Origin of the sequence: Paenibacillus sp. FSL R7-277, assembly GCF_000517965.1 — a bacterium.
In the GTDB taxonomy this organism is placed as follows: Bacteria; Bacillota; Bacilli; order Paenibacillales; family Paenibacillaceae; genus Paenibacillus_AQ; species Paenibacillus_AQ silagei.
Window position 1 is genome coordinate 571,095 of sequence record NZ_ASPX01000080.1, and the last position, 17,032, is coordinate 588,126.

A 17,032-nucleotide genomic window follows, 5' to 3' on the forward strand; every position below is an offset into this window, starting at 1 on the left:
TTGTATTCTGTACAGCTAAATCCAAGTAAACTCCCTCTTAAGGAGAACACTTAACCTTCTAATTGCTGAAAATACAACTAAATCTCATTGAGCACTCCAATCTAAGTTTTTAATTGTAGTAAATACAATTAGAGCCGGAACTTAAACGTCCCAGCTACTGAGAATACTGAATGGTGAAGGGTAGGCATACAACCACGCTTCATCAAATGAATCAAGTAAGAATTCCAAGCATCTGCTCTATTGCATCGATAATAACCTGCGGTTTCTCAATATGTATGTTATGCCCACTGCCCTGTGCTTCAACTAGGTGACCGTTAGTGGAGGTATGCTTCAGCTCATTTGCCACTTCCTGCAGCTTCTCTCTTATGATCCGCTTCGTATCTTCCGAAGTCCCCGGATAGAAATCATTGACTATTTCCGATTTGATAACGGTCAATGGAATATCGGTTTGCTTCAGTTCCCTAACCTGCTCATAGCCGGGCTGAACATTAGAGAACTCGCTGTGCATGGCCGCTATAGTCTTTTTTTGAAAGGATAATCTCCATAACAGCGCTTGCGTCTGCTTGGAAAAAGGCTTAATGGTAGCAGAGAATCCGGGGAAGCTTCTCAATGCGGACAAGACCTTTAAAAATCCAGTTCTGGACAACAAATTCAAGGCCCGATAGAACCTCACCGCCAAAAGCTGCCCCTTCACATGCTCTTCCGGAAACCGCGCTGTGACTTCATCCTCATGCATCGAATCTACCAGCACCACTCCCGCCACTAGCCCCGGATATCTCCCGGCAAACAGCCTTACATTTAATCCGCCATAGGAATGACCGACCAATAGATATGGACCTTCCATCCCAGATTGCTGCAACAGCTCATACAGCTCAGTTATGCACTGCTCATTGGTACGCGGAAACGGTCCTGGCTCACTCCAGCCATAGCCTGCACGATCATATACAATAACTTGTGTGAGCTTAGCAACCTCAGGAGCAACAAGCGTCCAGAACAATGCGGAAGAACCACAGCCATGCTCCAACACCACTGGAGGCATGCCTTTGTCCTCACCAATAATACTGATGTACAACCTATGCTGTCCTACACTTATAAGTTTTCCATGATCCATATTCTTCTCCCACCTAATGCGAGCTGAGATGCTTGCGGTATCCCTCAACCTTCTCTTCCCTATACCCCATCGCCTCATAGAAAATATGCGCTTCCTTCCGCTTCTCCCCCGACACGAAAATGATATAGTAACAGTCCCGTTCATGCGCAATCGCTTCGATCGCAGTCATCAGCTTCTTGCCAAGCCCCTGCCGCCGTGCGCGCGAAGACACGACCACATTCTCAATCACCATGAACGGGCGGCAATCGCCCACCAGGTCCTGGCAGACGATCCCCATCAAGGAGCCCAGCAGTTCCCCGTCTACAAAAGCACCCAGCAGCACAACCCGCTCGTCCTCCCGGATCTTCCGATAAGCGGTTTCCAGCTTCACCGGGTCCGTCGGCCCGCCTATTAATTCATGGTAAAGTGTGTTCAGTGCTCCCAGTGATGCGAATTCAATTTGTTCTATCGTTACCATGGCAGGTTGCCTCCCTACTTCTCATTCTTGAGCTCAAACTCCTCACTCTTCCCGTCCCACTCGACAGTGACTTTAATGACGGAGTCCTCTTTCTCTATAGTGCCAGTTCCAGAACCGCCCATTTTTAGCATTCCTGCAAGAACTGGGGCCTCGATATTTTGGCTACCGCCGCTTCCTTTGCCTTTGTAAGTATATTTCATCTGTTTAATCTTTTCGAGATCAGACTGCTCACCCTTGTATTTCAAATCGAAGGTATATTGTTTGGAGCTTTCACTTGTCACTTTATCCTTCTTCGTAATCAGCTTCTGGCTGGCCTCCTGCTTATAGACACCCGACCAGGTGTCCCCCTCGCCCTTGAAGGTATAGTTGAAATGGGTCGTTTCCGTATTGCAGGACGTCAGCAGCAATAGCAGAATTGCCGGAAGCAGCAGCGCACGCAGTATCTTCCTCATGGTCAGCCCCCTTTTCCCATAGATTGAATTAGCGTGAACGTGACATGTATTGCAGTACTGCCTCCACCCGTTCCTCCACCGTAAGGTCTCCTTCCAGCCGCAAAAGATCGCCGCTTAGTCCGGCCATCCACTCCTCATGCAGCATCCGGCTGCGGATCTCCATTCCGCCCGTATCGTACTGCGCTGCCCAGTCAATGAAGCTCTCAACATCCTCATACTTGTCTCCGCCCGGCAGACCCTCATCCCCGTAACGTTCATACTCCCGCGCCCGCAGCCGTTCCAGACGGATCTCCTCCGGAATCCATAGGAAAATCACCAGGTCAAAGGTGTCGCGCAGCGGATCACCCCAGCCGCAGAGCGCACCGGACAGAATCCACGGCTCATTCTGCTTCAAGTCCCTCTGCAGTCTGTTCAGACGTGCAGCAACATCGCTCTTGATGCTGTATTTCTGTTCCCAGTAGTAATCGTCACTATCCAACTGAACATGCGGAAGCCTCGCCGCCAGCGCCTTGCCCAAGGTTGTCGTTCCCGCCCCGGAAGCTCCCATAATATGAATTCTGCGGTACATAAGCCCTCCTGAATGAAAGAATCATTGTATCCATTTGTATATTTTACCATGCTGCCCCTTATATATAAACAGCGAAGCCTGATTTTAAAGGATTCCAATCCTCCGGTAGGAAGCAAGTGGACAAACGTATCTTAATTTCTCGAATTTCGGGGATTTCCGGGGAACAAGTGGAAAAAGCACAACTGTTAACTCAACTTTTGAACGCTTTACTTGAATTACGATAATTAAGTGTTGTTAATCCAATTGTTGTCGCGCCATGCCCCAAACAGCCACCAGCAAGTGTACAAAATCCATCTAATTCCTGCCAGTCGTCCCCTCCCACCTCTCCCATAAGCACCGGCGTAAGCCGTAGTCCACAACCCATCGCTCCCAGGCCCCTGGCATCCCGGCTCCCACATTGGTCAACTATATACTCCTGCGCAAAAGCAGACGCAAACAAAGCCGCAGCCTAAGGCCACAGCTTGTTCACCTTCCTAATGCTCAGCCCACTCCTCAGCTCACATCCGGCGGGATGCGCCGGGCGATGCCGGTAGCGATAGCGGCCCGGATGACAGCCAGACGTACCTGCTCCACGACCTTTTCGTTGAAAATGCTCGGAATAATATATTGCTCATTCCGCTCATCCGGGTGCACCACTGCTGCAATGGCCTGCGCCGCTGCCAGCTTCATCTCCAGATTCACCGTCTTCGCCCGGCAGTCCAGCGCCCCGCGGAAAATCCCCGGAAAACACAGCACGTTATTAATCTGGTTAGGGTAATCGCTTCTGCCGGTTGCCAGCACCCGCACGTAAGGCTCCGCCAGATCCGGTTCAATCTCCGGGGTCGGATTAGCCATAGCGAACACGATGCTGTCCTGGGCCATGCTCTGCAGATGGCTAACCTGCAAAATCCCTCCCCTGGATACGCCGATGAAGACATCTGCCCCGCGCACCGCCTCATCCAGTCCTCCGCTCAGATTCTCGGGGTTCGTTGCTTCGGCCAGCCAGCTCCATTCAGGATTGGTGTAGGCTTCGCTGCGGTTCAGAATCCCTTCCTTGTCTACTGCGTAGAGCTGCTTCGCGCCAGCCGCCAGCAGCAGACGGCAGATCGACACACCTGCCGCACCGATGCCGACGACTACAATTCTGGAGTCTGCAATCGACTTCTCCACGACCTGGAGCGCGTTCAGCAATCCGGCCAGAGCAACTACTGCCGTTCCGTGCTGGTCATCGTGGAAGACTGGAATATCCAGCTCCGCCGACAGCCGCCGTTCAATCTCGAAGCAGCGCGGAGAGCTGATGTCTTCCAGATTGATCCCTCCGAAGCCGGGAGCAACCGCTTTCACAATCTGAATGATTTCTTCCGGGTCCTTGGTATCCAGACACAGCGGGAACCCGTCAATATCCGCCAGCTGCTTGAACAGCATGGCCTTGCCCTCCATCACCGGCATCGCCGCCTCCGGTCCGATATCGCCAAGCCCCAGCACTGCGGTGCCGTCGGTGACGACCGCTACCGTATTTCTTTTCATCGTCAGGGAATACGCCTTGGACGGATCTTCGGCAATCGCCGTACAGACACGGGCAACACCAGGGGTATACACCAGTGACAGATCCTCCCGGTTCTTGATCGGCATCTTCGGGGTGACTTCGATTTTGCCGCCGAGATGGGCCAGGAAGGTACGGTCGGAGACATTGATGACTTTGATTCCAGGCATATTCTTCAGCACACTTATAATCTCTTCATTCGCCGCATCCTGCACATTCACAGTCAGGTCACGGGTCGTCACATCCTTGCCGCCACGGATTACGTCAATCGCTACAATATCGCCGCCGGCTGCTGCCAGCCTGGACGCCACATCACCAAAAGAAGCTTCGGCCTTGCGTATTTCAAGCCGGATAATCATCGTTGTTGCAATGGACATAGAGTATGCCTCCCTCATCAGACGGATGAATTCTATCCTCAATATACTACAGTTCACATGTTGTTCACAATTAAATCCGGGTTAACCGGGAATTTCCCAGTTTTCAGCCAGCTTTAACAGCTCTGCTTCCGCAGCCTCTTCATCTTGCCCCAATACTTTTGCTTCTATATAGTAGGTGACCGTATCATCGCTGTCACTCTTGCCGGGACGCTGATAACACAGCCAATAATAAGTAACTTCAGGAGCAGGATAGACCGCGCTTCCCCCCTGTACGAATTTGATGAGCTCCCCTTCACCTTCCGGAGTCGGCACCGGCTTCCTCCATAGCAATTCTGTATGATTAGGGATGCTGATATAATTACCCGGACGGCTCTGATCGCCAAGGGACAGCTCCAGCTGATCTTGAGTTACAGACTCCAACCCTTGCAAATACCGCGCAGGCTCGTCCTCACTTAGACGCAGCCGGTGTACCGCCGGGGCGGAATCAGATGCCGCGTACCCGTATAGCGCTCCCCCGCCCAGAACGAGACAGATTGCTGTGGTAAGCACGGTTTTACGTATTTTCACTCTCATATAAACGCTCCTTTGTAAGCATTTAGTGTAGGATATCATTGTGTTTCCTTAATTGACAGGGCACAATAGTAATGGCGCGAAGCCTATGAATTCTTATCTTTAAACCAAACAAATATAACACGGATTAGGAGAGAGAAGATATGATGAACCCTTTTCAAGCATTGGTAGTGGACAAGACAGAACCATTCTCCGTAGAGGTCAGACCGGTAACGCTGGAGGAACTGCCCGCCGGTGAAGTGCTAATTAAGGTAGCTTATTCCAGTGTAAACTATAAAGACGGGTTGGCAAGCATCCCGAATGGGAATATTGTGCGAAATTATCCGTTCATTCCGGGGATTGACCTGTCAGGGACGGTAGTCTCATCGAAGGACAGCCGCTTCCGCGAAGGCCAGTCTGTCATTGCCACCAGCTATGGGATCGGTGTCTCGCATTTCGGCGGCTTCAGCGAATACGCCCGCATCCCTGCGGACTGGGTTATTGAACTGCCAGAAGGCTTGACGCTGCGGGAAGCGATGATCTACGGCACGGCCGGATTCACGGCGGCGATGTCTGTGCAAGCACTGGAAGCTCAAGGAATGACTCCTGACCAGGGAAAAGTGCTCGTCACCGGTGCTACAGGCGGTGTCGGAGGTGCAGCAACTGCCATTCTGGCGAAGCTGGGCTATCAGGTCACAGCCAGTACCGGCAGAATGGATGAAGCCGGATATCTGAAGGCGCTGGGCGCTGCTGAGGTGATCTCCCGTGAAGAGGTCGCGGGCAGTGCGGTGAAGCCTCTGGACAAGCAGCTCTGGCAGGCCGCAGTAGATTCAGTCGGGGGCGCCCCGCTTGCTGCGGTCCTGAGCAAAATCGCCTACGGCGGCGCAGTTGCCGCAAGCGGCTTAACCGCAGGCACGGCTGTCCCGACCACCGTCCTGCCGTTTATCCTGCGCGGAGTCAGTCTGCTCGGCATCGATTCCGTAGCTTGTCCTATGGAGAAACGGGCCAAGCTCTGGCAGCGCATGGCAGGTGACATGAAGCCGGAGGTGCTGGATACGCTGGTGGACCGTGAGATTTCCCTGACTGAGCTGCCTGCGACGCTTCAGGATATTCTCCAGTCGGGCACCCGGGGCCGCGTGCTTGTCCGCTTATCTTAGTCACAATTGATGAGGGTATAGCAGTATCGATGGCAGTTCGCTTCCGAATCTGGAACGGGCTGCCGTCTTTTTTTGCAACTATGCCCGGCATCTTAAATTTAGCCTTGACCCTGAAGTATACTTCAACCTTTATACTCTAGTTATTCCAGATGAACAGAGTTGGAGGGAGTACAAATGAGAATATTTGAGATTATAGTCATTGTGGTAATTCTAGCTGTTACAGCAGGAATGATAGGGACCAAGAAAAACCGGAGGCTGGATACCCTTATGCTGCTGGCTGTCGTTATGGCTGTGGTGCTGCATGGGGTGCTGGAGAATTACCGTATCCAGATGGCTCCGGCCTACGCCGCAGTGCTCGGGCTGGTGAGCATACTCGGATTCAGACTTGTGAGGCGTCCCCGAACGGGCCAGCCTAAGCGGTATGCGAAGTTATGGAAAAGTCTGCTGCTGATATGCATCCTCCTTCTTTCAGGAGTATCCGTCTATGCGTCCAGGCTCCTGCCGATGTTCACGCAACCTGAGCCAACAGGGCAATATGCCATCGGGACGATCGCACGCGAGCTTACCGATGAGCAGCGTGACGAGACGCTGAGCGCTGAGGAAGGCGGCAAACGTAAGCTGATGGTTAATGTATGGTATCCGGCCGATCCTGACCAGACTGAGGGTAAGCCTAAGGAGCATTACCCTTCCGCACTAGGCGAAGCCATTAGCCTTGTATTCGGATTGCCGAAACAGCTATTCAGCCATGTGACCGATATTCCTACTCATGTTACAGACGGAGTGAAGCTATCGGCACAAGAACCCAGCTATCCGGTCCTGCTGTTCTCGCCGGGAATCCGCTCTACCCGATTCCAGAGTATGTCGATTATCGAAGAATTGGTCAGCCACGGCTATATTGTCGTAGGGATCGATCATCCTTACACCTCAGCCAAGGTCACTTACCCGGACGGCGCTTCGGCCTACTACGTGCCTGATCCAAAGTTCGATACTTCCGGAGAGCTCTACAACTACAATGTGAGCGGAATTGCCATCCGTACAGCGGACGCCAGTTTTGTGCTGGACACCCTGACGGCTTGGAATACCCAAGACCCGAATGGATTGTTCCAAGGCAGGCTTGATCTCAGCCGTGCGGGGATCTTCGGCCATTCCTATGGCGGGGCGACAACCGCCGAAGCTTTAGCCCAGGACAAGCGGTTTAAGGCCGGTGTCAGTCTGGAAGGCGGGTTCTGGGGTAAGGTTGCCCGTGAAGGGCTGACGCAGCCTTTTATGTATGTGATGTCCGGAACGACTGCGCAGAATCTTGCACATCCCGAAGCGAACACAGATCCCCTGATCTATGAAGAATTCACGCCGGATCTGAAGTCAGTTATGAGCCGCAGCACCCGGGATACCCATTATCTGACAGTGGATCATTTCATTCACCAAAGTTTTACGGATATAGCCCTGCTGTCGCCCTCCTTATTCGCCAATGGCCTTGATCCGGTGCATACTGTAGATATAAGCAGAACCTATGTCCGGTCATTTTTCGATCAGTATCTGCTAGATGAGCCGCAGGCGCTGCTGAACGGTCCATCGACCGAATACCCGGAAGTAACCTTTGAACCGGCCTACACGCACAAGAGACCATAGGAGTAGATAGATATCTAAATACAGGAGGTAATGCCAGATGAAGGGAATGACCCGTGGTGAGCTGGCGCGGCAGGCGGGGCTGAGTGCGGCAACCATCCGTTACTATGAGGACAGCGGCATCCTGCCAGCCCCGGAACGAACCGCTAAGGGATACCGGATCTACTCTGCAGATATTCTGGTGAAGCTGAAGTTCATCAAGGATGCCCAGTCCTTGGGCTATTCACTGAAAGAAATCCAGGCGGCGCTTGCCCTGCTCGGCTCGAAGATGGATGAAGATACCTTAAAGGAACTCGTCCGCGACAAAATCACCGAAATCGACGAAAAGGTTGCTGCCCTGTACGCTATTCAAAGCATGCTGGCTGGTCTGCTTGAGACCCCGCAGGAGGATATTCAGAATTATCTGCGTTCCTTCCAGGTTCCAGATCAGCATCATTGAAGACAAGTTATCATGTGAAACATATAATTTCTTATATTTGCAAAAAAATCGGCAGCGTCATTCTGCATTCACAGAATACGCTGCCGTTTGTGCCCTCTGGATTTCTGTTATTCGGCTCCCGCCTCATGCACTGCTTGCGGAGGAGCCTGGACGTATTGCTGCTGGCGGTAGGACTGGGCATACGGCTGAGCATAATAACCGTGTACTGCCATCGGCTGGTATCCGAAGGATTGCGGAGCCTGCTGCGGGTGCATGTAAGGCGGCATGTTCGCATTAGCCATCATCGGCGTCATATTGGCAGGAGCGATGTAGGTTCCCTTCATATTCTCGGCTGCCGCCTTCACAGGAGGACAGCAATCCGCAGGCGGACCAATGAAGGTCTGTGGCTTCACCGGAGCGAGTGCTTCCTTAATCAGCGCTTCATTAAGGCAGTAGGTATGTGCCAGCACATTAGCCGGGGTTAAGCTCAGAAGATCCGAGCCGAGGATGACCTCCGGTGTTGGAGCATCGAAGATCGCCAGCAGATGGGTGCAATCCATCGTGGCCACTTCATAATGCCACCAGCCCTGCGGCACATTGGCAACCTGGCCCGGGGTGATCGGAAAATGCAGCAGCTCGTTCGTAAACGGGTTGATCAGCGACACCACAGCCGCGCCCGAGATACAATACACCAGCTCAGCGGCATTTTGATGATAATGCGGCTCGACCACATTGGATCTGCTGAGATAGATATCGAGCAGCGAGGTATTCTCCAGGGTGTTCAGATTTTTGATGCCCAGTACGTTGATATAATTGCAGTCATCCTTCTTGAATAAGGTGTTGCCGTTCATATCAAACGTAAACTGTGTATTGGGCGACGTATAGTCCATATAAGAGGTCACACAAATCCGTCCTTTCCTCGGGGCCGTTTTTTATCGTTCTGGTTATAGGATATGTATCCGCCCATGCCCAGGTGACGATGAATAGCACCGCCGCACAGTAAATTTGCCCCTTAAGCCGAATAATTAGCTGGCCAGGTCAATCCGACAATGGATTGGGCGGACGGGCTGGGCTGGATGGGGCTGCAACCATAAAAGGAGTAACGTCTCACATGCCCCGCAGCCTCACGAATGTATACTGTTTTCCGCATACATTTTGCCCGGAGCCCCACTTCCGCCCGAATGTATGCTGTTTTCCGCATACATTTTGACCGGAGGCCCCGTTTCTGCCCCAATGTATGCTGTTTTCCACATACATTCGGGACACCACGCCCATTGTATTCGGTTTTTCGTATACACTCCAGACTCCCCGTTTACTCGCCAGGCCTCCACACCCTTTTCCGGTTCCGGACAAAATAAAAAGACGGAGGGTACACACCCTCTCCGTCTGTTCATGGTACAACAAAGTTATCGTTACCAGCCGCTTCGCTGGATCAAAGCTGTAATCTGCGCGATATGATGGCGGCTGTGCCAGATGTACCTTTCCACTGCGGTATCCAGTGTCATCTCACCAAGACCACCGCTTACAAAGGTCCGCTCATAGTCCTCAGGCTGCAAGGATTCCAGTAAGTTCGCGAATCTGCGGTTAAGCAGTCCGATGAGCTGGAGTGAGGATTCCACCGGTTCGTTGGAAGAATCGCTCAGCTCCGCCCACAGATCCTGTCTGTAGCTTGGAACCTGCGGTGCTTCCTCCGTCAGCCCCCGCTTGAAGCGGAGGTATGCATACATGCCCGTATCGGCGAGATGATGCACGACCTGAACCACAGTCCAGCCGCCCGGCCGGTAAGGGGTATGCTGCTGTTCCGCCGTTAGCGGTTCTACTGCTGCCCGCAACTCCTCTGCCAACTGACTAAAGACCTCAACCGATGCTGCCCGCACTTCTGCTGTCCGGTTCCCCTTAGCGGCGAATCTTCCAATCGGGTATTTTAACAATTCCAGCTCCTGCTCTTCCACATTGTCGTTCATTTCGCTCACAGCTCCTTTGTTATTGTACACTGGATATCAGCTCATAGGCCTCTTCCAGTGTTCCCGCCGTAACATCCGGCTTCACTTCCAGCTCCCAGGGCTGTCCGTTCCGGTTAAGCCAGCAGGACTTGATTCCGGCTCTGGCTGCTCCAAGAATATCTGACGCAGAATCTCCAATATGGATAATTTGCCCCGGCTCCACATCATAATGGGCTATCACCTCAGTAAACATACGGTTATGCGTGTCATTTTTATATGACTGATACGTCTCCGAAGTGAACAGCAAGATGGGATAATTCCGGTAGAACTCAGGAAGCATAAGATCATCTGTATCACTTACAATACATACCTGATAATCCCGGCATATGCGCTGTAAGAACGCCTCGGTGTCAGCGTACATTTCAGACAGCCGGTGCTGGGCAAAGAGGTTATCCACTGCCTGCCCGCAATCGTAATCCAAGCCGGACTCCTGGAATACGCTCTGAAACCCTCTGTAATAAATCTCTCTGCTGCTGATAAAAGTACCCGCCTCCCGGGCTTCGCAGGCTGCGGCATAATAACGGCTCAGCAATTGCTTGCCGAGCTGCAGTGCCCATGCTTCACTGAACTTCTGCTGGAGAATCGGCCTCCAGACCTCTGCCCGCCTGCTCTCAATATTCACCAAGGTCTGGAACATATCCAGACTAATCACTTTGAATGACTGCATGGGCCCGTCTCCTTATCTGATCAGCAATTGAATCTTGCCGTCACGAACAATGCCGGTGAATTCCAGTAGATCGTCACCTCATTCGTGGAATAACTGTCCTCGTGATCCGCGTAACACTGGGCTGCGGGTTTGCGCCGCAAATTCTTCTTCACATATTCATCATGCAGTCCCCGGTCCGGGCCGCCAACCACCAGGCCCGGAACCGGCTCAAGCACATGATCGCCCACAGAAGGGCGGTGATGGGGATGCATGACCGCGTGTTCGCCGAACCCGCTCACATAGCTGATTCCCAGCACATTGCGGCCCAGCAGGTAATGCAGATGATCCAGAGCACATGCAGCATATTCCTGTTCCCCGCTGAAATGTTCCGCTGCCAGCAGCAGCATGGCATGGTTCATGACCAGCATATTGCTGCCCCAGATATAATCCTGCTCCAGCAGCGAGATTCTGTAGCCGTCATGACGGCTCTGCCGTACCAGGCGGTCTGCTTCTGCCAGCAAGCCCTCCCTTAGCTCCGCATACAAAGATGGCAGCGTACCTGCTTCCCCTATGAGCAGGTAAGCCAGTGTGCCATAGCCGCCCATATCCCCCCAGCCGAAGCTGTATTTGGGGAACGGCAGCTTGGCAAGCTCAAGAGCAGCACTGTGGAATTGTTCATCTCCTGTCGTGCGGAATAGCTCTGCCGCTGCCCAAAAGCGCTCGTCACTATCTACCTTATCGCCATATTCCCCTGTGGTAATCCCTCGCGGATTGGTGAAGCCCGGCACATGCGGATGCTCAATCAGCCAGCTCCAGGCAGCCCGCGCGGCTTCCAGGCACCGCGCCGCATATGCCTCATCGAACGGCTTGTATATCCGCGCCGCCATAGCCATCACACCGGCGAAGTCCCCGGTAGCAGCCGCAGAGACCGGCGAGAAATACAGCTCCGCAGTATCCTCCTCCGGCATCACATCAAGGCCGGGGAAATGCGCTGTGGTAAGCTTGTGGTAGACCCCTCCGCTGCCCGACTCCTGCATTTTGAATAGCCAATCCAGCTCCACGGTGCATTCCAGCAGGACATCCGGCAGGCTGCCATCACTCTCCGGTAGTGTATGTACACCAGCAAACGCTGCAGGATACAGCTCCCAGGCCAAAAGAAGATCCGCTACGGCCTTCGCTCCAGGACCGGAGTATTTACCATAGTCTCCTGCATCGTGCCACCCTCCGCTGCTGTCCAGTCTCGACCCGGGCTGGCCGATGACTGTACCTTCTGCCAGATGGCAGGCTTTATGCCCCCAGGCTCCCGCATACTCTCCCTCAAGCTCCACGCCGCAGCGGTAGTAATAGAAGGCTTTCAGCAATCCCCGCTGCAGCTCCTCATACGGCTTGTCTGCAATAACAAATGCAGCGGACTGTTCACCCTCCGCCCCCTCGATCCGGTACTTTCCGGGTGAGGTAAGCGCGGAGAAATCTCCGCTGCGCACACGGCAGCCGCTGGGCTTATCCTCAATATAAGCTCCCGTCTGTCCGGTGAATACCACATCCCCACTTCCTGTGTCAATTACATGATATCCGAGGGTGTCCCCGGAGAACAGAGCCAGCTTATCTCCTCCGCTTGAATATCCCGCCTGGTTCACTGCAATGGTACGAAGACGTTTGTCACTCATCCTGTAATCGCTCCCTTGTTCATAGTCTCCGCCAGAAACACTGCTACACCATCATCATTATTGGATGCTGTAATTAAATGTGCAACTGCCTTAAGCTCCTCTTGGGCATTCTCAACGGCAACACTCGTCCCGGCAGCAGCGAACAGCCCCAGATCATTCAAGTGATCGCCGAACACCACAATTTCCGTGGCAAGAAGCCCCATATGCTGTGCCCATAGCTTAAGCCCTTGACTTTTATTCGCATTCGGATGGCTAAATTCCAAAAAATAATGTTCCTCTATGTATATATCCCTCATAAAATGAATATGAACTTCTGCGCCAAAGCGCTCAAGTACCTTCTGGTGAAGAGGCTCCAGCTCCTCCATCCTGCCTATAAAAGTCATTACAACGGTCCGGTGCCCGGCAGGGCATTCAAGCATCTCTACCTCACGGAAACGCACATCATTCTTACGGGAATTATAGAATTCCACATCGCCAGTCCGGGTAGGAGCTTCATACAACACCCGCTCATTGCCTGCTGCATCCAGCAGAAAATGGAAAGGGGTAATTCCGTAAGCCCGGCCCAGCGTTATAATTTCCCCGGAAATAGCCGGATCAAGCCAATAGCCGTCAATCACCCTACGTGCTACGCTGTCATAGATAAGTGCACCATTATAAAGAATCACCGGATATCTCCAGGGAATATCCGCCACTACGCTGTCAGCACTGATAAATCCTCTTGCTGTTGCAAAGCTGATAATCATTCCCTGTTCCATCGCTTCTGTAATCACCTGTATAGTGTATGCAGACAGCTTTTGTTCCGAGTTCAGCAGCGTTCCATCCAGATCAGTAACGTAGGCTTTTCTATGCATGAGCCTTCTAACAGCCACCCTCCATCACCTATTCCTTCAACAGCTTAACAAAGTTATCCGGCAGACTGAACTGTTGATTGTTAAGAATCATATCCCGCAACTCGGAGAATGGATCTTCGTCCTCCTGCGAATCCTTGATTTCCTTAATTTCACGGTGCAGCCGCTCCATCTGCAGATCGAGCTCGTACGCCTTGTCAGCCGCATTCTTAAGTTCACGGGTCAGATGCTCGGGAACCGCCTGGCTGTATTTATAGAAGATTTTATGCTCCAGACTGGCCCAGAAATCCATAGCAATCGTGCGGATCTGTACCTCAACACAGACATGCTCCTGACAGTCCGACATGAATACGGGAACCTCGATAAGCAGATGCAGACTCTGATAACCGTTGGGCTTAGGGTTTTTAATGTAATCCTTAACCTCAAGCACCTTGAGATCGTCCTGCTTCTGCAGCATAGCGCTGACCTGATAAATATCCGAAATGAATGAACAGGTGATCCGCAGTCCGGCGATATCCTTGATACTGGATCTGATCTGCGGGAGGGACAGCTCACTGTTCTTGCGCAGCATTTTCTTCATAATGCTCTCCGGGGATTTGATCCGGGACTTGGTATGCTCAATCGGGCTATAGTCGTGAAGCAGCTGGAATTCCTCTTTGAGGATATCAATCTTGGTCTCCATCTCGGCAAGTGCGAACTTGTAAATCATCATAAAGCGGGTAAGCTCATATTTGAGCTGCTTGAATTTCTCTAACTGGTTGTCGGTATGCATCTTCATTTCTCCTTTATGCTGCTGTACAGAATGACTATAATCTCCATACAACTCTTCCATCTCTCATTAATCATAGCCAATCTATGACGTGAACACAAACCTTCCTCCGGTCACCGGGACCCTCAGGTCTGTCCTCCTTTCTTCTCTCAGCCTACGAAAAAAAGCCAAACCGTCCAAAAGGACAGTCTGGCCGTTCTTTAGAAGCGGACGCTGTTGACAGCGCCTCTTCATCTGGTTATTCAGTTCACCACTTCATCGATGGATAGGCTGCGTTCACGCGACAAATCCCGGAAGCCCTCGCCCACTTTTACCAGCGGCTTAAAGAGGTCCAGCGGGTTGTTCATGACGATCATACCCACTTCTCCGTTGCTGAGCTGTACATTTTTGCCCACAAAGCTCGGCAGTAAATGCCCGGTCAATGCCTGCACCACCGTCTCATTCAGCTTGCCGAAGCCCATCTCATGCACCTTGCGCAGCACCGTAACCAGCCCCTGCTTTGGACGGTTTGCAGTAGAGGTGGTGAGCGACATATAGATGTTGGCTACCGAAACAATCTGGGCGTATGGATGAATCTCTTTTTTGAGCAGCTGATTCGGATAGCCTGAGCCATCCTCGTACTCATGATGCTGTAGAGCTACCAGCGCGGTAACCTCGTCCATCTGGGAGCCGCGGATCAGATCATAGCCATAGAAGGTGTGGCGCGCCAGCTCATCCTTCTCGGAATCCGTCAGCAGACCCTGCTTGTTCAGGATCGACAGAGGCACTTGGCTTTTGCCGATATCATGCAGATAGCCCGCCCGGCTGATCTGGTAACGCTCCTCCTTGGAGTAACCCATCCACGCTGCAATGTAATAGGATAATAAGCCCACCTGTAATGAGTGGTGATATGTATCGATGTCATCCCGGTCCAGCAGGAGCAGCAGGGAGACAACATCCTTTTGCCCCTCCAAGGTATCCAGAAGCGGCTTCAACGTATCATCGACTGCAGACTGCGAGAAGCTGCCCTTCGTCAAGGCTTCCAGAAAAATCGCTTCATAATTCAAAATAGCGAGATCAAAATCATCGTGCAGCCCGTGGCTGGGCGCAGGTTCAGCGTCAGTATACAGCCCGCTGCGCGGCTCGATATCGACATAATCAATTTTGTGCCGGATCAGGATACTAATCTCTTCCCGCTCCACACGCGTCCCCTTGGGGAGAACATGCAGCCCTACACCATTGAAAGTGTCTGCCATTAGACAATCACCGTGCTTCAGATCCGTGACATGTACTTTCAAGTACCAGCACCCCTTTTGTATTATAGGAATATTCCGTTATGCTCCACTTGATCATAGTCAACAGACGGTAAAGTAACAATCCGGTCAAAGTCACAAACTCCCCGTAATCTAGTGCTATAGAATCCCTGTCTTTAGACGCCTTTCCATATTCTGTTCAGAGCCATCTGACAAACCTCTTGTATTTTATCCTAATTTCGTTCTCTTCTGCCCAGTACATTAGTCTCTTCCTTACCGCTACCGTGTCTTCTGTGAACCTGAAGCAGAGATTAACCGGGACAATCCATTTGCCTGCAGGCAATATTCCTACTATCGGACCATCTATGTAAATGGCCTTAATCCCTTGCGCGGAGATGCGCTTTTTGCGAATAATAAGCGAATCTGTCCCCCACTGAAGCTGACCTTCCTTACGCAACGCGTTAATGAGAATGAAGAGGCAGGCCGCGATGCTGAGTCCAACCCATACCTGTATGATGTAGTTTAAATAGAAATGTCTATCCGGGTCGGGGTTAGGGGGCAGTCTCAGAATAATAATGGGAATTAGCACACCTATCAAGACTCTAACAGGGTTAGGCGCTTTGATTCGGTCGGTTATGGCTAGGGAATCTCCGGTCAACGTATTTAACCTCCATCCGGCTAATCAATTTAGAACAACTGGTTCACATCGAACAGCACCTTGCCGATCAGCGCATCCTTGTCTACGAACGGAGTCTCCCATAGGTGAGCATCATAGCTGACGTTACGGTTGTCGCCCAAGAAAAAATACTGGTCTGCGGGAACGGTGACAGGCCCGAAGGTATAGGTCATCTTTTCCTGCAGGTATGGCTCATCGACCGCCTCATGATTACGGTACAGAGTGCCTTCCTTGATCTCAATCACATCGCCCGGCAGTCCGATCAGCCGTTTTACATATCTTTTATGCGCATCTTCAGCGACCGGCGGATGGAACACCACGATATCACCATGCTTCAGCGAGGTATTCCAGAGCATTTTGTCTACCACAAGCCGGTCGTTAATCGCTATCGTCGGAATCATCGAGCCGGTAGGTACACGCATTGCTTCTGCTACGTAGGTACGGATAAATAGGGATAGAATAATGCCAATGGCAATACTCGGCACCCACTGCTTCAAGAATTTTTTCAACTTCCTTCACCTCGGATTCGTATAATTAGCCTTCAAAATGCTCAATAATCTGCGACATTTCCAGCTCCGCGTCTACTAGAGAGTGCTTCGGCAGATAAATCACCAGCAGACCGCCGAAGATCTGCTCCCATCTGCCCCCATACTCTGTAACCCGCTCCGTGAAGCTGCGGATCTCGCCGGAAGCCGCCGCCTCTTTGCTGAGCAGCCAGGCATATCGGACAAGTCCGGACTTCTTCACCGTCTCAACGTAATAAGCGATCCCCTCACGCTCACTCACTCGGATAATATCGCCAAGCGCAATCCCCGGGTTAAAAATCGGCGTCTCCTCAATCCGGTAGATATCCTTGTCGACCCGGGTCACATCCAGCACCTCAATCTCCCGGCCTTGCTCATCAAAACATATATGTAATCCAACCGTTCCCGGCAAAAGCATTCACCCCAATTC

General features: G+C 52.0%; 19 protein-coding genes. 3 read left to right on the forward strand and 16 right to left on the reverse strand.

The genetic code is table 11. The annotated features are described in order from the left end of the window. Positions 1–211 precede the first annotated feature (211 nt). The 6 genes from C173_RS24645 to C173_RS24670 all read right to left on the reverse strand — a co-directional run bounded on the left by C173_RS24645 (position 212) and on the right by C173_RS24670 (position 5,060). A complete protein-coding gene (locus C173_RS24645) occupies positions 212–1,111 on the reverse strand; it encodes an alpha/beta fold hydrolase (protein WP_036729667.1) in 900 nt (299 codons plus the stop codon). A gap of 13 nt (positions 1,112–1,124) precedes the next feature. Beyond that, a complete protein-coding gene (locus C173_RS24650; RefSeq protein ID WP_036729669.1) occupies positions 1,125–1,568 on the reverse strand; it encodes a GNAT family N-acetyltransferase in 444 nt (147 codons plus the stop codon). Positions 1,569–1,582: 14 nt separating this feature from the next. Then, a complete protein-coding gene (locus C173_RS24655) occupies positions 1,583–2,020 on the reverse strand; it encodes a hypothetical protein (protein WP_036729672.1) in 438 nt (145 codons plus the stop codon). Positions 2,021–2,048: 28 nt separating this feature from the next. Then, positions 2,049–2,588 carry an AAA family ATPase gene (locus C173_RS24660; RefSeq protein WP_036729675.1) on the reverse strand — a complete coding sequence of 180 codons (540 nt, stop codon included), beginning with the start codon at positions 2,586–2,588 and terminating at the stop codon, positions 2,049–2,051. A 492-nt stretch (positions 2,589–3,080) separates the two neighbouring features. Beyond that, on the reverse strand, positions 3,081–4,487 hold the full coding sequence (locus tag C173_RS24665) for an NAD-dependent malic enzyme (RefSeq protein WP_036729678.1): 1,407 nt from the start codon (positions 4,485–4,487) through the stop codon (positions 3,081–3,083). A gap of 81 nt (positions 4,488–4,568) precedes the next feature. Beyond that, positions 4,569–5,060 (reverse strand): hypothetical protein, encoded by a 492-nt coding sequence (locus C173_RS24670; RefSeq protein ID WP_036729681.1) that lies wholly within the window; start codon positions 5,058–5,060, stop codon positions 4,569–4,571. 140 nt (positions 5,061–5,200) lie between these two features. Between C173_RS24670 and C173_RS24675 the strand changes: the two genes are divergently transcribed. The 3 genes from C173_RS24675 (at position 5,201) to C173_RS24685 (ending at position 8,258) form a co-directional block, all read left to right on the forward strand. After that, entirely contained in the window at positions 5,201–6,193 is a 993-nt protein-coding gene (locus C173_RS24675; RefSeq protein ID WP_036729684.1) for an acrylyl-CoA reductase family protein, read from the forward strand. 174 nt (positions 6,194–6,367) lie between these two features. After that, positions 6,368–7,822 carry an alpha/beta hydrolase family protein gene (locus C173_RS24680; RefSeq protein ID WP_036729687.1) on the forward strand — a complete coding sequence of 485 codons (1,455 nt, stop codon included), beginning with the start codon at positions 6,368–6,370 and terminating at the stop codon, positions 7,820–7,822. Positions 7,823–7,859: 37 nt separating this feature from the next. Then, on the forward strand, positions 7,860–8,258 hold the full coding sequence (locus tag C173_RS24685; RefSeq protein ID WP_036729690.1) for a MerR family transcriptional regulator: 399 nt from the start codon (positions 7,860–7,862) through the stop codon (positions 8,256–8,258). 107 nt (positions 8,259–8,365) lie between these two features. On the opposite strand, the gene C173_RS24690 is transcribed toward C173_RS24685, so the two are convergent. From C173_RS24690 to C173_RS24735, 10 genes are all read right to left on the reverse strand, one after another. Next, the gene (locus C173_RS24690; RefSeq protein ID WP_036730200.1) at positions 8,366–9,127 is read right to left on the reverse strand and encodes a cupin domain-containing protein; all 762 of its coding nucleotides are present in this window, start codon (positions 9,125–9,127) and stop codon (positions 8,366–8,368) included. Positions 9,128–9,649: 522 nt separating this feature from the next. Further along, entirely contained in the window at positions 9,650–10,201 is a 552-nt protein-coding gene (locus C173_RS24695; RefSeq protein WP_036729692.1) for a YfiT family bacillithiol transferase, read from the reverse strand. Between the two features lie 19 nt (positions 10,202–10,220). Then, entirely contained in the window at positions 10,221–10,907 is a 687-nt protein-coding gene (locus C173_RS33060; RefSeq protein ID WP_051478350.1) for an HAD family hydrolase, read from the reverse strand. 20 nt (positions 10,908–10,927) lie between these two features. After that, positions 10,928–12,553, reverse strand: coding sequence for a glycoside hydrolase family 9 protein (locus C173_RS24705; RefSeq protein WP_036729695.1), 1,626 nt, complete (start codon positions 12,551–12,553; stop codon positions 10,928–10,930). Further along, complete coding sequence (locus tag C173_RS24710; RefSeq protein ID WP_036729698.1) at positions 12,550–13,404, reverse strand: HAD hydrolase family protein; 855 nt, start codon at positions 13,402–13,404, stop codon at positions 12,550–12,552. The genes C173_RS24705 and C173_RS24710 overlap by 4 nt, the downstream gene beginning before the upstream one ends. A 28-nt stretch (positions 13,405–13,432) precedes the next feature. After that, the gene (locus C173_RS24715; protein ID WP_036729701.1) at positions 13,433–14,173 is read right to left on the reverse strand and encodes a GTP pyrophosphokinase; all 741 of its coding nucleotides are present in this window, start codon (positions 14,171–14,173) and stop codon (positions 13,433–13,435) included. A gap of 239 nt (positions 14,174–14,412) precedes the next feature. Beyond that, on the reverse strand, positions 14,413–15,447 hold the full coding sequence (locus C173_RS24720) for an HD-GYP domain-containing protein (protein WP_036729704.1): 1,035 nt from the start codon (positions 15,445–15,447) through the stop codon (positions 14,413–14,415). A 154-nt stretch (positions 15,448–15,601) separates the two neighbouring features. Further along, complete coding sequence (locus C173_RS24725; protein ID WP_036729707.1) at positions 15,602–16,060, reverse strand: hypothetical protein; 459 nt, start codon at positions 16,058–16,060, stop codon at positions 15,602–15,604. Between the two features lie 29 nt (positions 16,061–16,089). After that, the gene (lepB, locus tag C173_RS24730; protein WP_036729709.1) at positions 16,090–16,587 is read right to left on the reverse strand and encodes a signal peptidase I; all 498 of its coding nucleotides are present in this window, start codon (positions 16,585–16,587) and stop codon (positions 16,090–16,092) included. 25 nt (positions 16,588–16,612) lie between these two features. Beyond that, a complete protein-coding gene (locus tag C173_RS24735; RefSeq protein ID WP_081751321.1) occupies positions 16,613–17,020 on the reverse strand; it encodes a DUF4265 domain-containing protein in 408 nt (135 codons plus the stop codon). Between the last annotated feature and the right edge of the window lie 12 nt (positions 17,021–17,032).

What these genes read in the sequence shown, in the direction of transcription:
- C173_RS24645 (WP_036729667.1), bottom strand. Translation starts at nt 1,111, where the DNA reads ATGGATCATGGAAAACTTATAAGTGTAGGACAGCATAGGTTGTACATC.
- C173_RS24650 (WP_036729669.1), bottom strand. Translation starts at nt 1,568, where the DNA reads ATGGTAACGATAGAACAAATTGAATTCGCATCACTGGGAGCACTGAAC.
- C173_RS24655 (WP_036729672.1), bottom strand. Translation starts at nt 2,020, where the DNA reads ATGAGGAAGATACTGCGTGCGCTGCTGCTTCCGGCAATTCTGCTATTG.
- C173_RS24660 (WP_036729675.1), bottom strand. Translation starts at nt 2,588, where the DNA reads ATGTACCGCAGAATTCATATTATGGGAGCTTCCGGGGCGGGAACGACA.
- C173_RS24665 (WP_036729678.1), bottom strand. Translation starts at nt 4,487, where the DNA reads ATGTCCATTGCAACAACGATGATTATCCGGCTTGAAATACGCAAGGCC.
- C173_RS24670 (WP_036729681.1), bottom strand. Translation starts at nt 5,060, where the DNA reads ATGAGAGTGAAAATACGTAAAACCGTGCTTACCACAGCAATCTGTCTC.
- C173_RS24675 (WP_036729684.1), top strand. Translation starts at nt 5,201, where the DNA reads ATGATGAACCCTTTTCAAGCATTGGTAGTGGACAAGACAGAACCATTC.
- C173_RS24680 (WP_036729687.1), top strand. Translation starts at nt 6,368, where the DNA reads ATGAGAATATTTGAGATTATAGTCATTGTGGTAATTCTAGCTGTTACA.
- C173_RS24685 (WP_036729690.1), top strand. Translation starts at nt 7,860, where the DNA reads ATGAAGGGAATGACCCGTGGTGAGCTGGCGCGGCAGGCGGGGCTGAGT.
- C173_RS24690 (WP_036730200.1), bottom strand. Translation starts at nt 9,127, where the DNA reads ATGGACTATACGTCGCCCAATACACAGTTTACGTTTGATATGAACGGC.
- C173_RS24695 (WP_036729692.1), bottom strand. Translation starts at nt 10,201, where the DNA reads ATGAACGACAATGTGGAAGAGCAGGAGCTGGAATTGTTAAAATACCCG.
- C173_RS33060 (WP_051478350.1), bottom strand. Translation starts at nt 10,907, where the DNA reads ATGCAGTCATTCAAAGTGATTAGTCTGGATATGTTCCAGACCTTGGTG.
- C173_RS24705 (WP_036729695.1), bottom strand. Translation starts at nt 12,553, where the DNA reads ATGAGTGACAAACGTCTTCGTACCATTGCAGTGAACCAGGCGGGATAT.
- C173_RS24710 (WP_036729698.1), bottom strand. Translation starts at nt 13,404, where the DNA reads ATGCATAGAAAAGCCTACGTTACTGATCTGGATGGAACGCTGCTGAAC.
- C173_RS24715 (WP_036729701.1), bottom strand. Translation starts at nt 14,173, where the DNA reads ATGCATACCGACAACCAGTTAGAGAAATTCAAGCAGCTCAAATATGAG.
- C173_RS24735 (WP_081751321.1), bottom strand. Translation starts at nt 17,020, where the DNA reads ATGCTTTTGCCGGGAACGGTTGGATTACATATATGTTTTGATGAGCAA.